Genomic DNA, 15524 nt, shown 5'->3' with positions numbered 1-15524 from the left:
TTTGGGCACGTGCCAACGCCATTCCAGGCCGGCCTCCGACTACGCCAGCTCGTCATTGACCTCACCACCCTTGCGCCCAGGCGACTCTCCTTCCAATGCGTTCAAATGCCAACGAATGCGCCAGAGGTGATAAGACACGCGATGTAACCATCTGAGGGCATCCAGCCGAGCCCAAACCACGTCGTCCGGCAGATTGTCAGTTGCAGCGTCGGAGATGAGCAAGTCTCTGCGAAGTTTCCTCTGTCGCCGCATAAAACGGCGAAGACGGTTCAGCGTATTTTCACACTGCACTGGATTGTCGATCTCCAAGTAGCCATCCGTTGCTGTAATCAACACCGAAGCGAGCCGCTTCAAACGCCGGTCTTTCGGTAACTCGCTTATCCGATCATCTTGGCTACACCGATAAAGCAGCCGGTCAAGATGGTCGAGGACATGGTACATACCCTTGATGCTGGATATCTCTGCCTCGGACCTGCTTGGCAGTTCAATCTTGTCTAGGTACGAGCGCGCCTCAGAAACAGCCGTCTCAATGTTGTCCTGCCCAAAGTCGGCTCCGCTTGGCTGAGATGCCCCCATACATGAACGAAGGTGCGCCACTTCGGCCCTAGCAATTTGTTCGACTGAAGCTTTTGCTGCATCCACCGCTATTTCCGGCACCCCAAGAACGAGTGAATCCAGAGACCTCGTCAACTCAGCACCTCTGTCGGGTACGAGCGCCTCGATAAATTTGGCGAAGGGTTTCGCGAACGGCAAAATCAGCGCTACGCCTATGGCGTTGAAGAAACTATGGAACGCGACAAGCGCAGTCAGAGAGTTTCCAGCCCCTGCCCCACTTAAAAAGATCAAAGTAAACGGCCCCAGCAGAAAAAATGCCATTACTCCTGTCATCACGTTGTAGATCACATGCGCAAAACCGGTTCGACGCGCCATCGTGCCCCCACCCAAGGTGGCCAGAACAGCAGTAAAAGTTGTCCCCACGTCCATTCCAATGACGAGAGCTGCTGCTTGAGGGAAGTTCACGGCACCCGCGCTCAACGCAGCCAATGCCGTTGCAACACCAGCACTCGAAGACTGCGTCACCATCGTGATAACGACACCGATCAATACAAGCTTTAGCCTGCCCAGCAATGTATCAGGTGGAAAATCGGCAGGGGTAACTACGCCGCGAAAGGCGTCCAGCCCGGACTTGAGCTGCTCGATCCCAATGAAAATCAAGCTGAATCCGGCCAACGCCAGCCCAAGGCCGGCAACCGCTTTTTTTCCTGAAAGCGCCAGCAAAGCCCCAACAAAAACAACGGGCAACATCACTTGCCCCAAGTCCAGCTTGAACCCCAAGAGCGCGACAACCCAACCTGTCATGGTCGTTCCGATATTGGCCCCAAAGATGATCCCAAGCGCTTGGGGAAAGGTGAGCAGGCCAGACGCGACAAATCCGACGGCTGCGACAGTCGTCGCGCTGGAAGACTGGATCGCAGCTGTCGTGACCGCGCCTGTTATCGCCCCGGTAAACGGTGTCGACGTGAACCGGCCCAAAATATCTCGCAATCGCGCCCCTGCCAACGCCTTCAAACCGTCCGTCATCAACAGCATGCCGATAAGGAACAGGCCGATGCCGCCCAGTGCTGGTAACAGGTTCCAGAGCATTGCGAATTGCCTTCCACCCTAAATCTCAAACCGCCTGACATGTTTGCTATGCCTTTAAGTTCGACGGCAAACGACAGTTGGTTGGGATTCAGCCTCGCAGACCGGCGACCGCGAGTTGATTGACATAGATCAAAGCACCAATAGGAATCACATAGTGAAATACGAATGTTTCAGCTTGTTCTACGTTCACCGGTCTGTCCCCAAGCAAACACAAAGGTGAACGGAATTCTGAAGGAGTGGAAGTTCCACCCACTGGGGGCTCGGCAGAAGTGGTGGCGAGCCCCCAGTTAGTTTATTGGCGTCCGATGCGCCCAGACGTTGAGATACAAGGCATTCGGTGCAGCTTTGACCATCGGATCGCGCCGCTCCGCCGATCACGGACAAAACTGGGAGGGACGCCACAGACGACATTCTGAATGGGCAGTTGGTGAAAATCGCTTATGAACTCTGTTAATCCAAACGAACAGAAACTCAGACGAGCCCTTACTACCCCGTTGCTCACGCTTTATGGCCTCGGGGTAACGGTCGGAGCGGGCATTTATGTTTTGGTCGGCGCGACAGCAGACATTGCCGGACCGTTTGCGGCGTTTTCGTTTGTTGTAGCCGCCCTCGTCGTATCACTCACCGCGCTTTCGTATGCTGAACTCGCAACACGATTTCCTGTCAGCGCAGGCGAAGCGGCCTATGTTGAGGCGGGATTTCAGAAAAGATGGATGGCGGTTTTCGTCGGGCTCGCGGTCGCAGCTTCTGGAATTATCTCTGCCTCTGCAGTTGCAATTGGCGCAGCGTCATACCTGCACGCTTTAACCGGTTTCGCGATCCCTGTTTTGACCATCAGCGTCGTTTTAATCATGGGTCTAATCGCGCTTTGGGGGATCACTGAGTCGGTCTTTGTTGCGGCTATCATTACGATCGTCGAGATCGCAGGCCTTCTTTTTGTGATGGGCTGGGGTATGTCGGTTCATGATCCGCAGGGATACGGGATCAGTTCGATGCTTCCCCCGCTTGAACTCGACGCGTGGAGAGGCATTTTCGCGGCATCACTCCTCGCCTTCTTTGCATTTGTTGGCTTCGAGGACATGGCCAATGTCGCAGAAGAGGTCAAAGACCCGGTCCGCACGATCCCAAAAGCGATTTTACTAACGCTCGTTCTGGCGACCGTGTTGTATCTGGGAACGTCAATGACGGTTCTACTTGTTGTTCCGATCGATGTTCTGTCGACATCTGCAGCCCCCCTCGCGCTTGTGTTTTCAAACGCACCCGAGGTGATCAAACAAGGCTTTTCCGCAGTCGCGATTGTGGCGACAGTCAATGGAGTACTGATCCAGATGATCATGGCCTCACGGGTGATCTACGGCCTAGCTGACCGTGACCATTTGCCGAAGGTTCTGGCGATTGTCCCGAAAGCAACTCAGACACCAGTTGTCGCTACTTTGTTGGTCGTCGCAATCATCGTTCTCCTGACCCAAACTATACCGATTGGTACTCTGGCAGAGCGCACGTCGCAGATCGTTCTAGGTGTCTTTGTACTGGTCAATGTCTCGCTGATCCTGCTGAAGATGAAGCCGGACGAGGCCGCCAAACACTTCCGTGTTCCTCTTGTGGTGCCGATCCTTGGGGTGATCACCAGCGCATTGCTTTTTGGATCTGGATTTCTCTAACTAGATAAAACGAACATAGGCCTCAGCGAACTGCCACAGCATATGACGACTGACCAAGCTTCCATAGGATCAAAACTTTCGGCCTGGTGGCATAGAACGTTTGTGGATCTGGTTCAGCAGCTGCAATGGTCCTATTTGCCGCCACTGATGGTCTATTTCGCGGCGGGCGTGTCCGGCCTGACCTCAGTCGTCGGAGCTTTTTTCCTAAAAGACTATCTCGATTTATCTGCCTCTTTCGTTGCAGGACTTGCATTTTGGGCCGGTCTCCCTTGGATCCTCAAAATGCCACTTGGCCATGTCGTGGACCTGTTCTGGCGTTGGAAGTCCTTGCTGATCTTGTTCGGCGCATCCTTGATCACATTGTCTTTGCTCACAATGTACGGTCTCGTGACCGCGCCTGCACAGATGTCCAAGTTCATGCCGTTGGAAGACTGGTATGTTGTTGCCCTCCTCTTGGCGCCTTCCGGCTATGCCATTCAGGATGTTGTCGCTGACGCCATGACGGTTGAGGCGGTCCCAAGGGTTGACCAGCGCGGCCTACCGTTTTCGCCCGAAGAAACCCGTGCACAGCACACAACAATGCAGACCTTGGGCAGAGTTTCGATCATTTCCGGGTTCGCGGCGGTTGCGGCTGTAAACATCTGGATATTCTCTGGGACCGAAGAACTGCAAAAATCCGAACGCCTTGCGCTTTATGGCCAAGTATACCTGATAGCTCTGGCCATTCCGGTGTTGTCCGTCAGTGGAGTGGTTCTTCATAGCTTTATCCAGCGTCAGCTTGTCAAGCGCGGCCACCCGCCACATACGCCGGATGAAGCCACCGAAGTCAGATGGTCCATATTGCTCGGCGGTCTTGCATTCGTTTTGCTTAGCATCGTGCTGGGAACCGCGGATTTCGAGTTTGCGCAAGAGACTGTTTTTGCGGTTTCCCTGACGGTGATCCTCTACCTCATGTCGCGCCTACTGAAGGAGCTGGACCCGGCCCAAGCCAAAGCCTTGATCGGGACAGCGACAATCATTTTTGTGTTTCGCGCTGTGCCGCTACCGGGACCAGGCCTGACATGGTTTGAAATCGATGAACTGGGATTCGATGAACAGTTCCTGGCAATCCTTGCGTTGTTGACTTCGCTGCTGGCCCTACTCGGGTTAATTGTCCTTCGACCATTTATGGCCAATCGCTCCATTGCACATGTGGTGGTGTTGCTGACGATTGCGGCTGGCATTCTCGCCCTGCCTAACCTTGCCCTCTACTACGGTGTGCATGAATGGACGGCGGCGCGTACCGGCGGTGTTGTCGATGCAAGATTCATAGCCATTCTTGATACAGCCGTTGAGTCGCCACTTGGACAGATCGCCATGGTCCCGATGTTGGCTTGGATTGCGCGCAATGCCCCTGTTCAGTTGAAAGCGACCTTCTTTGCGGTGATGGCATCGTTCACAAACATGGCTCTGTCAGCCAGCAGCCTAAGCACCAAATACCTCAACCAAACATTCGTCGTCACACGCGCTGTCACAAATCCAGAAACCGGTACGGTCACGTCCACCGCGGACTACAGTGAACTTGGGTACTTGCTGATCTCCGTGGCCGTGATCTCGGTGATCGTTCCACTGGTCACAGTGTTTTTCGTTCAAAACTCACGCTTCCGAACGAGCGAATGATCACTGACTTTCCGCCTCTTCCAGCAGAGCTCTGAGATGTGAGACCGGGACGCCGATGTTTGAGCCACCAAACTCGGGCAGGATCGCAGCATTGATGGCAACGACCTCACCCCGCCGATTCAATGCTGGCCCCCCGCTCCCACCGGTCGTGGTCTCGGCGTCATAAACGATGGCGCTCCCACTTGTCCGCGCGACAATCCCTCTGCTTGCTAGCGGGTGTATCTTGCTTTGAGATGAAAGCCGGGACGCGATCGACCAAAAGTTCAACGTTCCTTCTGCTTCCAGTTCCTCTAAAAAGCCCGGACCAGCCTGCGCGATCAAAGCTTTCAAACCCGTTGGATATCCCAACAGATACAGTTCTTCACCGACGCGAGACGTGGCATCCGCCAACGGAATTCCGAGGCCCTGAACGCGGCTTGGCTCAACTGCTAAAATCGCCAAGTCTGCGGCTTCACTGAACCGGACCAAACGCGCCTCTATTGGTTCCGTTTGGTCAGGCAAATAGGCCAGCAGCCTCAACATCTCTGGCTCAAGACCCGCGTCTCTCAGCGCCTTCTCTCGGTCCCCTGATGTCCACGGCAACGCAACATGACGGTTGGTGGCCATCAACGGTACGCCAGCAATCAAAAAGCCGGTTCCGGTGAATTGAAATTCTGCAGGTTCGCCGGTCCCGTCCGGTTCGATCCAAGGCTGGCCAAACGGGGTTTTCAGGTTTTCTCCGTTCGGTCCCAACACGTGCCGCAAAATCTTTCCGCTTTCCACGTGGCGCAGCCCATAAGCCCCCTGAAGGAACGCGACGGATCGAATGGAGGCAAAGATCACCCGCGTGGGTGCTCCCGCCCGCTGCTCCAAGGTTCCAAGACGCTCCTCGGTCGATAAGACCTGGTTCTCAAAAGCGTCACGCAACGAAGCTAGGTCATCAGGGGTAAGTGCATCTTCTCGCGTCTGTGCGAGCATAATCGCGACCGCTTCGATCTTGCGGGACTCCTGTTCGATACTAGCCGCCAAACGCCGGTCGTTTTTGTAAAGCAGGTACCCAAAACCCGCGATCACAAGAAGTGTTGCAAGAACTGTGATCCTGAACAGTATCGTGGTTTGAGAGGCAAGCCGCCGCCCACTATCGCGTAGGGCACCAGACATCTTTTTAGCGAAAGGTCGGCGGCTCGTTCGGGTGTAAGCATATGCATCACTGAGGATATCCTCGACTGTATGGTGCGCGGGAAATGAGTGATCACACAACCTGTATCGAGACATAGGACCCTTTTCACCGAACTCGATCATGTCGCCATGTCTAAGAGGCGCCGAAGAGGCTTTTTGCCCGTTTACCCATACATTGCGCCCTACCGTCGCGGTTATCGTGTAGCGGTCGCTAGCCCACTGCAGTGTGGCAATATCGTTATCATGGGGAGGCAGGTCGTCTTTAGGTCGAAGGTTTAGCACCCTGCCGTTGTCAACTGAAACGGTCAGGGCTTTATCGACCAACCAGTTCACGTTGCCGCGCGATGGTCCGGTCAGGCTCTCCAGAAAGGCCCGCACCTCACCTTCACCAGCATGTCCTGAGGGTGTCATACCACTCTCTTCTGGTTTTCGCATTGTGGCCCCCTACCCAAACGCGTAAGGGCATTCTACCACGCTTAAACGCCAAACCCATGGCCTAGTACGAATGTGCAAAAAACACATTTCTACAGACACTTGCGATGCCTACCCGGAAACAACCAAAGCCTCTTACCAGGCCGCAACTCTAAGAAGGTCGATCCACGATCGACCCTCTGCCTTGGCATTTTTATGCACGGTATCGAGCCACCAGACCGTCTATTTCGACGATACCTTGATCTTACGGCTTGGATCCTGAGGCTCAGTCTTCGGCATTTCGATATGCAGAACGCCTTTGTCGAATTCAGCTGAAATCTTGTCGATTTCCACAGTGTCTGGCAGCGACATAGCTCTGGAAAAGCTGCCATAGCTTCTTTCGCTGACACGCAGATCGCCCGTATCATCATGCGCAATCTTCTTCTGACCGCGCAGGATTAGCCTGCGGTCCTTGATTTCAATTTCCACATCATCCTCTTCGAGCCCCGGCAATTCAGCCGTCAGGACAATCGCAGAATCCGTTTCTTGGACATCGATTGCCGGTGAAATCGCACCCGTCATATCAAGAGACGGAAAACCCGTGCGTTGCGCAGCCGTTTCCATCGGCAGGAAGGGTGATCCTCCCCCAAAAAAACGCGACATCAGTGTTTCCATTTCACGCCGAAAGTTGTCAGAGAGCGGTTGCATTCCAGTGAAAAGTTGCGGTGACTTTTTGTCTTCCAACATTTTGAGCCTCCTCCTTTGGTCGGATTTCGCGCGCGCAACATTATGACAGGAAAAGCGGTCAAGGACCTTGATCTTGCGCAAGCATGCAACCTCAGCACCAGCCAGACCGAACGCAGCGGCTGAACGAACAGAAACGGGAAACGTCGTCCACTAAACCTGCCATGTCGTGGTGGAGTTGGCACCAATCTCAGTAGTCTTGATCGGAACCCCAGGTCAGCTTAGCGTTTATTTTGAATGAGCCCAAGCTGCCCAGCTTTAGCACAGTGGAGCAAAACTGTATGAAATGGCCTTATCTGGCGCTGATTTACGTTTTGCTGATCTTGGCTCCCTTGGGTTTTTCTTGGTCTCTAGGCTGGCCACCACGATCATTTCATCAAGAGCTCGCGTCCGGGCTTGGAATGCTTGCATTTTCGATAATCTTAGTCGAGTTCCTGCTGTCTGGGCGGTTCAGGTTCATCTCTTCCGGTCTAGGTATGGATGTAACCATGCGGGTGCATCAGTTGATGGCGCGTACAGCACTCGGCTTTGCGCTGATACACCCGCTGCTGTATCAGGGCACGCCTTCAGGCGGACGCCGCCCGTGGGATGAAACAAACCAACTTACGATTTCGACCGACTTTTCTACGCTGGTATCGGGCATCGGCGCATATTTTTTGCTGTTCATTCTGGTCGCCTCGGCAATTGCCCGCAAATCCCTTGATTACAAATACGAAACATGGCGCCTCTTACACGGGCTGGGAGCCTTGGTGATCGCATGCCTGCTGTTGCATCACACGGTCTATGCTGGGCGCTACGGTGGGCATCCGCTGTTGATGTATCTCTGGCTTGCCCTGACCAGTATTGCAGTTGGAACTTTGCTGTATGTCTATCTCGTTCGCCCTTTACGTCAGAGGAAAAGGCCGTGGCACGTCACGTCTGTGTCTCGACTAACACCGAAGCAATGGGAGTTGCGCCTCAAGCCCCATGGTCACAACGGACTGACCTTCGAGGCAGGGCAGTTTGCCTGGCTAAACGTCGGCCGCAGTGCCTTTTCTCTGCATGAGAACCCATTCTCGATTAGTTCGGCACCAGCCGAAGGCCCCGAAGTTTCATTCGTGATAAAGGAGCTTGGAGATTTCACATGTGGTCTCGGACAGATCGCTCCGCAAACCACGGCCTATCTGGATGCCCCACACGGGAATCTGTCTATCAGCCACCGAACTGAGACAGGTATTGTTCTGATCGCAGGTGGTGTCGGGATCGCGCCCATGTTGAGCATTATGCGTCAAGTTCGACTGAGCGGAACACGGCACGATCTCAAGCTTATTTATGGCAACCGGGTGGAGGAGCAGATTGTTTATCGCCAGGAGTTGTCCAAAGAAGAAACAGTATTTGTTCTATCCGAACCGCCAAAGGACTGGTCCGGAGAGACAGGTTTAATCGACAGTCCTCTCTTGGACCGCAATTTGTCGTCTGAGCAATATGAAAACTGGCTTTTTGTTCTTTGCGGCCCCCCAGCCATGATGGACACCGTCGAAGATCATCTGATTGAGCGGGGCACCGTGTCACACCGGATTTTGTCTGAAAGGTTTGACTATGATTAGACTGATCAGAAACCTGCCCGCACGCCAACAAGTGAAATTCACAGTGTGGTTCATCAGTTTTACAGTCTTCGTCGCTGTCTTGGCCTTTTGCTTAAGGTAGCAAGCTTGATCACCAGGAATTGGCTAGCTTCAAAGCGGCCGGCCGCAAAGGCAGGTTTTCTTGGAGATGGATGCCGCCGCGAACTTCCCTAAAACATGCTCTGCGTCGACAGCAAAAGCGTACGACAACGATCCCGATATGGTCTCAAGAAACGCCTTTGATGGAGATCAAGGGCAACGCAGGTCACTTATTCATAATAAGCAATCTATTCAGACCGATTTATGGGAGGATCGGAATGACCGTACTCATCGCCTTCGCGACGGTCGAAGGCCAAACAGCAAAAATTGCGCGCTTTATCAGCAATGTCGCGAAGAATGCCGGTTTCGACGCAAAGCTGATCAATACCTACGAAATACCCAGCCACGTTTCACTTGACGATGTGGTCAAGGTTATTCTCCTAGCCCCTGTCCACGAGCGTAGGCACCCCAAGTCATTCGAGGCATTTGTCGCTACAAATAGAGACGCCCTAATGAAGCGAAAGTCTCTCGTGCTTTCCGTCGGTTTAAAAGCTGCTTTTGCGTCAGGTCGAGAAGAAGCACGCGACTATCTTGACGAAATGCTTCTGCGGACAGGTTTTGAACCAAATGCGACGGCTTTGATCGCAGGCGCGGTGAGGCCCGAAAACTACGGGTATTTTGAGAGGGAGATCCTCAAGCACGTCGTCTTGCTCGGTCGAAAAATCGATCCACGTGAAGGGGCACGAGAGTTTACGGACTGGGATGAGCTAACGTCAATTGTGATAAATTTCCTTGGCGAAAACAGTCGGGCAAATACGCTTCAACCTCAAGAAAACTCTTAAAAATGGTTTCTCATCTATTTACTGATGAATTTTAATGGCAATGGCTCCCAGAAAGTTACAGTCATCGGCTCACTTCATCAGTGTCCGAAAAGCACTGGTAAACTTGTCTGCTCCAACATTGCTTGCGTCGTGCCCCCAAAAACTGTTTCTCGCAAACGGGAATGCCCATAGGCGCCCATAACAATGAGATCGGCCCGGGCTTCGCTTGCTCGTTCTTGAATGCAGTCTGCAATTGAATTCCCCCCGCACTGGAACTGCGACACGGTCAAGTTGCAACCGTGATGGCCGAGCCATTCAGCTAGGTCAGTTCCCGGCACACTACCTTCTACGTCCTCAGGCGACGGCAAATCAAAACACCCAATCACGACTTCTTTGGCCGCCAGAAGAATGGGTAAAGCTAAATGCGTTGCCCTGGACGCAGGCAAGCTATCATTCCATGCCAAAAAAACGCGGTCGCGTTGGGCATAGGGATCTCCATTAATCATCAGAGCGACCGGCGAATGAAACAAAACTCCGCACGCGATCTTGTGAAATAAATCAGGATCTTTTCGCAATCCAGCGTCTAGATAAGCGATATCAGAGCATTTGGCTTGTTCTGCTACAAGTTGCTGTAACTCTGCTCCAAGTCCCATGAAGCCAGTTGCATTTGCAGATACGCCCTGCCCAGCAAGAAGCGCTTCAACTTCAGTGGCGCGAGACTTCAAGGCGGCATTTTTCGCGTGAAGAACATCCAACCAGTTTGAGGGAAGACCCGCTTCCACGAACCTGTTTGATCCATACTTCAGGTAAGGCAGGTTAGGTAAGGCCGCGATCAATACGCAATTCAAGTGGTCGTTCTGGGTACGGGCAGTTTCAGCGCATTCCAAAATCGACGCGTCTTCCGCATCAACTCCTACATAATATGCCACTGTTCTGTGTTGCATTCCCGACCTCCGCCCGGAATTTCACTTCACCCAAGAGCCGTGCGCACCGACTGAACCAACAAATCGCCGATGATGTTACTTCGGCAGCATGAAGAACTCTTCCAGCACAATCTTGCCTTCCGCCACCGAATACACTGCGATCTCGCGCAGGGTCATACGCTCACCCGTGGCCTTCTGAACGACTTCGGCTCTGAAACGGACTCCAAATCGGTTGGGTGGGTGGACGTAGGGGCCATCCACTTCTAGTTCTTGGATTTCATGCGATGCCAACCAGTCCTCTCTTTTTCCCTTGATGGCTTCGCGACCCTTTGAAACGCGAAATTGTCGAACCGGAGGCACAACGGCTTCTATCGACTGCGCGTTTTCGGCATACATTTCATCAACACTGCCAAGGCCTCTGCGTTCACGCATGGCCTGGACGAAGGATCTACCGATTTCAATCAACTCTTCCATGAATCCCCTCCCCTAGATTGCCATTGAGTGTACCACTTCTTACCCGCTCAATTCTTGACAAGGATCAATAAGCACATTGGTGGAAAGTTTCGGGTCTCACATCGATGCCACGCTTGTGCAGCAGATCTTCGAGATTCCGAAGCGAGAGCGGGAAGCGGATGATCTCGGGACTAGATTCAAAGTGTTTGAAAAAGTCGGGTCTGGTCGTGGCAAAAGCTGCGCAACCGCCATGCCCCGCTTTACCAAAGTTCTTCTCACAAAACCTCTCGACAAAGGCTGGTATAGTCTTTTGCTACACCGTGTCTTTCGTAGTTTGCCTCAATACCAAGCGCGTTGTAGTTCGCGTGTGTTGCGCAGGCGCGACACCATCCTGCAACCACAGCAAAACAGTGTCCGCAACTTGTTCTCCAAACTCAGAGACGCCGCAATGTACGGTAGACAAAGCTGGCCAGCACTCTGATGCTTCCTTGATGTCGTCGAAACCGACAATCTGAAACTCCGTGCCAATTTTAACCTGAGTTTCATGGCAGGCATTGATCATCCCAAAAGCAACAAGATCATTGAAACAAACTGCGGCATCGCATGCAGGGTGTTCTTTGAAGAGGCTAACCGTTGCTTCATGTCCAAATGATCGGCTGGATTCCCCTGTTTTTACAATAGGCTGCAAGTGGTTGTCTTTCATCGCACTGATATAGCCGGACAGCCTTTCCTGAGTGACTTCGGCACCATCCAGACCACCGATAAATGCGATGTTTCGCGCGCCCGTTTCGATCAGGTACTGCGTGGCAGCGCGTCCACCCTCTGCGTAATCAGGGGCGATAAAGGGAAACCTACCCGTTTCGCTTTCAACTTGCCGCAAGACTTGCATCAACGGAATGCCAGCTCGCTCTACCGCGGAGAGGGTGTTTGTGACATCGCCATAAGCTGGCGAAAGGATCAAGGCAGAAACACCGTGCTCAAGCATCGCGCCCACCACCTGATCCTGAAGTTCAGGGTCTTCATTTGTGTTAGCCAATACAACCGCATAGCCTCGGGACCCCAACGCCATCTGCAACGAAGTCGCAAACTCGGTGAAAAACGGGTTGGTCAGGTCGTTGATTACCAAACCTATTAGCGCCGTTCCCGTGGATCGCAGATTTGCCGCCGATCGGTTGTAAACATACCCGATCTCTTTCATCGCGGTATGGACGAGCTTGCGTGTCTCCGGCTTCACCTGCGGACTGCCCTGCAACACAAGGCTTACCGTCGACTTGGAAACGCCCGCCGAGTTGGCGACATCTATGATCGTGGGTCTTCGCATTCAGGCTATTGTTCAACTCCATGCAAGCTAAGAAGCGTGGTCATCCGTGCTTTAGCCAGTTCAGGGTCAGAGAGTAAACCGGCCTGATCCGCCAATCTGAACACTTGCGCGTAGTGGCAGATGTCACGGCTGGATTGGAACCCACCTGGCATGATGAAATGGGACTGGGCTCCGTTCAGCCATGCCAGATAGGCAATCCCGGCTTTGTAGAACCGCGTCGGAGCCTTAAAAATCTCTCGACTTAGGGGGATAGTCGGTGCGAACAGCGCGTTGTAGCGAACCATGTCGCCCATAGCCAACGCTTCAAGCGCCTGGCTGGCAGCGGGGGCGATCGCAGCGAAAATGCCAAGCAAAGCGTGGGAAAAATGCGTTCCATCCCCGGCAATGAGATCGGCATAATTGAAATCGTCGCCAGTGTAGAGGCGCACGTCGTCCGGCAACCGCGTGCGGAATGCTTCTTCATGTGCCTGATCCAGCAAGGATATTTTTATCCCGTCAACCTTGGCAGGGTTTTCGTTGATCAGGGACAACACAAAGTCGCTGGCCGCGTCGACATCCGTGCTACCCCAATAGCCCGTCAATGCAGGATCGAACATATCGCCCAGCCAGTGCAGGATTACTGGGTTCGCCGCCCCATCGATCAGCGCGCGGTACACATCATGGTATGTGTCCGGACCCGCGTTGATCGCTGGAAAGGCGCGTGACGCCATGAGGATCAGTTGCCCTCCAGCGGCTTCGATCGCCTCGGCCTGATGCTCGTAGGCTGACAGAATTTCACCTGCTGTGTTCAACGCGCTAAGCGGCAGATGATCGGTCCCTGCCCCACAAGCCACCCGAGGCGACAACGAATGCGCCTGCGCTGCCTTCATCGTGCGCTGGATCAGCTCCAACGCGGTCTCCCAATCGACGCCCATACCCCGTTGTGCGGTATCCATGGCTTCGGCGAGGCCCAGCCCTTGATCCCAGAGGCCCTGACGAAAGCGCAGCGTCGCTTCCCAATCAACGGTGGGGCGCCCATCCCAGGGGTTACGTTCTGCCAAAGGGTCTGAAACCACATGAGCCGCGGCAAAAGCCGTACGTGTCAGAGGCACTTGCGGCGCGCGCGGCACTAGCGGTGTTCCAGTCAGCGCATAGGGTTCCAATTGCCCATCTAGATTTGGCAAAATCAATTTCATTGTCTCAAACCTCCAAATCCAGAACCAGAATGCCGGCGATACCACCCACGGCGTTCTCAACCAGCTGCGCGCCCAGCGCCTTGTGCGTTTCGTTGTTCTGATAGGCCTCCAGCGCGGCCCAATCGTCGAAATCGATCACGAACCCATGCATGTATCCGCGCTCGATCTGCTCGGGGCTCTCGCTTCGGCCCCCGGTGAACCCGCTGGCTCCGGGAAGGGCCTTGGACACGTCCTCGAGGCCTTTGTAGATGGCTCCAATTGTCTCCTCGGTCACGTCGGCGCGGAATTTGGTCAGTACGATATGGCGGATCATTTTTAGAAACCCTGATCTTGTTTGATCATGTCGGAAGCTTTTTCCCCGATCATGATTGTAGGTGCATTGGTGTTCGATGAATTGACCGTCGGCATAATCGACGCATCCGCGACGCGAAGCCCTTCGATCCCATTGAACCGCAGGCGCGGGTCCAGAACGGCTTCGGCATCGCCGCCCATACGACAGGTACCAGCGCAGTGGTGAGATGTTTTGGAGTGTAAACAAATAAAATCGAAATACTCCTGCTCGGTCCGCACGTCCGGGCCCGGCAAACGTTCTGCCAAGATGTACGGCTTCAGCGCATCCTGAGCGAGGATGTTCTGCACCAGCTTCAAGCCTCGAATGGACATCTCGCGATCGTAGTGATCCGCCAGATAGTTGGGATCTATAAGCGGCATCATCGCGGGGTCCGAGCTTTGCAACCGGACGGTTCCGCGTGATCTGGGTCGCAGAAAACAGGCGTTCAGTGTAACCCCACCGTTGGGCATCGCCTCGACCCCTGCCTCAATGCCGGTACCAAGCCCCAGATGCATCTGAAGATCCGGCGAACGCGCATCCTGGTCTGCGTACCAGAACCCACCCGTTTCGAACAGGCTGGACGCGACCGGTCCCTTGCGGGTGAAAAGGTATTGCAGGCCTGCAAAAGCTGAAAGGTGCAACTTAGCGAAACGGTCGTAGGTGTGCGGGCCGGTCACTTCGCAGATGGAATACAAATCCAGATGGTCCTGCAAATTCGCGCCCACCTGCGGCTGATGAAAAACCGCGTCGATGCCAAGGCTGTCCAAATGATCCGCCGGGCCAATTCCCGACAGTTGCAACAAGCGCGGCGAACCGATGGCACCTGAGGACAGAATGACTTCTTTCGCGGCGGAGATCTTGTCCCCATTCATCATCTCGACACCAGTCGCCCTGCCTTTGTCCACCATAATTCGGCGGACCTGTGCGCCAGTGCGCACGGTCAGGTTCGGGCGGCTGCGGTTCGGCGCGATAAACGCCATCGCAGCAGAGGATCGTCGCGCATTGCGCTGGGTCAGCTGGTAGTACCCCGCTCCATCTTGTTTGGCCCCATTCACATCGCGTGTTGCAGGAATCCCCACTTCCCCAGCGGCCTTGATGTAGGCATCGCAGATTGGCAAAGGGGCTGCGGGCATGGACACGCCCAGCGGTCCGCCCTTGCCATGAAATTCGTCGTCATAGGTGTCGTTGTCTTCGGATTTTTTGAAATAGGGCAGCACGTCCGCATAGCTCCAACCCTCGCACCCCATCTGTCTCCAGTCATCGTAATCCTGAGCTGCACCCCGCGTGTAGATTTGCGCGTTGATCGCAGACCCTCCGCCGATCACCTTGGCCTGGGTGTAGTTGAAGACCTTGTTCTGCATGTGCTTTTGCGGAACCGTGGACCAGCCCCAGCTGCCGATACCCTTTGTCATCTTCGCGAACCCGGCTGGCAGGTGAAAGAACGGGTGGCGGTCGGTGGAGCCAGCCTCCAGCAACAGCACACGCGCCGAGGGTTCTTCGGAAAGACGCGCAGCGATCACCGAGCCTGCCGAGCCGCCCCCAATGACAATGAAATCATATCCTTCAGACATTCTTATGTG

General features: G+C 54.1%; 13 protein-coding genes and 1 pseudogene. 4 read left to right on the top strand and 10 right to left on the bottom strand.

The features are described 5' to 3' along the window. Positions 1-39 precede the first annotated feature (39 nt). Positions 40-1644, bottom strand: coding sequence for a Na/Pi cotransporter family protein (locus ACR0C3_RS02810; protein WP_480757051.1), 1605 nt, complete (start codon positions 1642-1644; stop codon positions 40-42). Positions 1645-2138: 494 nt separating this feature from the next. Between ACR0C3_RS02810 and ACR0C3_RS02805 the strand changes: the two genes are divergently transcribed. After that, the gene (locus ACR0C3_RS02805) at positions 2139-3305 is read left to right on the top strand and encodes an APC family permease (RefSeq protein ID WP_480757050.1); all 1167 of its coding nucleotides are present in this window, start codon (positions 2139-2141) and stop codon (positions 3303-3305) included. A 42-nt stretch (positions 3306-3347) separates the two neighbouring features. Next, positions 3348-4964, top strand: a complete 1617-nt coding sequence (locus ACR0C3_RS02800; RefSeq protein ID WP_480757048.1) for an MFS transporter — start codon at positions 3348-3350, stop codon at positions 4962-4964. On the opposite strand, the gene ACR0C3_RS02795 is transcribed toward ACR0C3_RS02800, so the two are convergent. Then, positions 4965-6557: a trypsin-like peptidase domain-containing protein gene (locus ACR0C3_RS02795; RefSeq protein WP_480757047.1), complete on the bottom strand. Its 1593-nt coding sequence runs from the start codon at positions 6555-6557 to the stop codon at positions 4965-4967. It abuts the gene before it with no gap. A 219-nt stretch (positions 6558-6776) separates the two neighbouring features. Further along, on the bottom strand, positions 6777-7361 hold the full coding sequence (locus ACR0C3_RS02790) for an Hsp20/alpha crystallin family protein (RefSeq protein WP_480757046.1): 585 nt from the start codon (positions 7359-7361) through the stop codon (positions 6777-6779). Between the two features lie 197 nt (positions 7362-7558). Between ACR0C3_RS02790 and ACR0C3_RS02785 the strand changes: the two genes are divergently transcribed. Then, positions 7559-8863: a ferredoxin reductase family protein gene (locus ACR0C3_RS02785; protein ID WP_480757045.1), complete on the top strand. Its 1305-nt coding sequence runs from the start codon at positions 7559-7561 to the stop codon at positions 8861-8863. 335 nt (positions 8864-9198) lie between these two features. Continuing rightward, positions 9199-9762, top strand: a complete 564-nt coding sequence (locus tag ACR0C3_RS02780; protein ID WP_480757044.1) for a flavodoxin domain-containing protein — start codon at positions 9199-9201, stop codon at positions 9760-9762. A 77-nt stretch (positions 9763-9839) separates the two neighbouring features. On the opposite strand, the gene ACR0C3_RS02775 is transcribed toward ACR0C3_RS02780, so the two are convergent. From ACR0C3_RS02775 to ACR0C3_RS02745, 7 genes and pseudogenes are all read right to left on the bottom strand, one after another. Further along, entirely contained in the window at positions 9840-10685 is an 846-nt protein-coding gene (locus tag ACR0C3_RS02775) for a universal stress protein (protein WP_480757043.1), read from the bottom strand. Positions 10686-10760: 75 nt separating this feature from the next. After that, positions 10761-11138 (bottom strand): SnoaL-like domain-containing protein, encoded by a 378-nt coding sequence (locus tag ACR0C3_RS02770; RefSeq protein WP_170376164.1) that lies wholly within the window; start codon positions 11136-11138, stop codon positions 10761-10763. An 85-nt stretch (positions 11139-11223) separates the two neighbouring features. Next, positions 11224-11343: pseudogene (locus tag ACR0C3_RS02765) on the bottom strand (IS6 family transposase); the annotation flags it as partial. 87 nt (positions 11344-11430) lie between these two features. After that, entirely contained in the window at positions 11431-12438 is a 1008-nt protein-coding gene (locus tag ACR0C3_RS02760; protein ID WP_480757042.1) for a LacI family DNA-binding transcriptional regulator, read from the bottom strand. 5 nt (positions 12439-12443) lie between these two features. Next, positions 12444-13613 carry a dihydrodipicolinate synthase family protein gene (locus ACR0C3_RS02755; protein WP_480757041.1) on the bottom strand — a complete coding sequence of 390 codons (1170 nt, stop codon included), beginning with the start codon at positions 13611-13613 and terminating at the stop codon, positions 12444-12446. Between the two features lie 4 nt (positions 13614-13617). Next, on the bottom strand, positions 13618-13926 hold the full coding sequence (locus ACR0C3_RS02750) for a Dabb family protein (RefSeq protein ID WP_480757040.1): 309 nt from the start codon (positions 13924-13926) through the stop codon (positions 13618-13620). A 2-nt stretch (positions 13927-13928) separates the two neighbouring features. Further along, a complete protein-coding gene (locus ACR0C3_RS02745; protein ID WP_480757039.1) occupies positions 13929-15515 on the bottom strand; it encodes a GMC family oxidoreductase in 1587 nt (528 codons plus the stop codon). Positions 15516-15524 lie beyond the last annotated feature (9 nt).

The organism is Ruegeria sp. CK3 (assembly GCF_056536565.1).
This window is presented reverse-complemented; position numbering and strand designations above follow the sequence as displayed.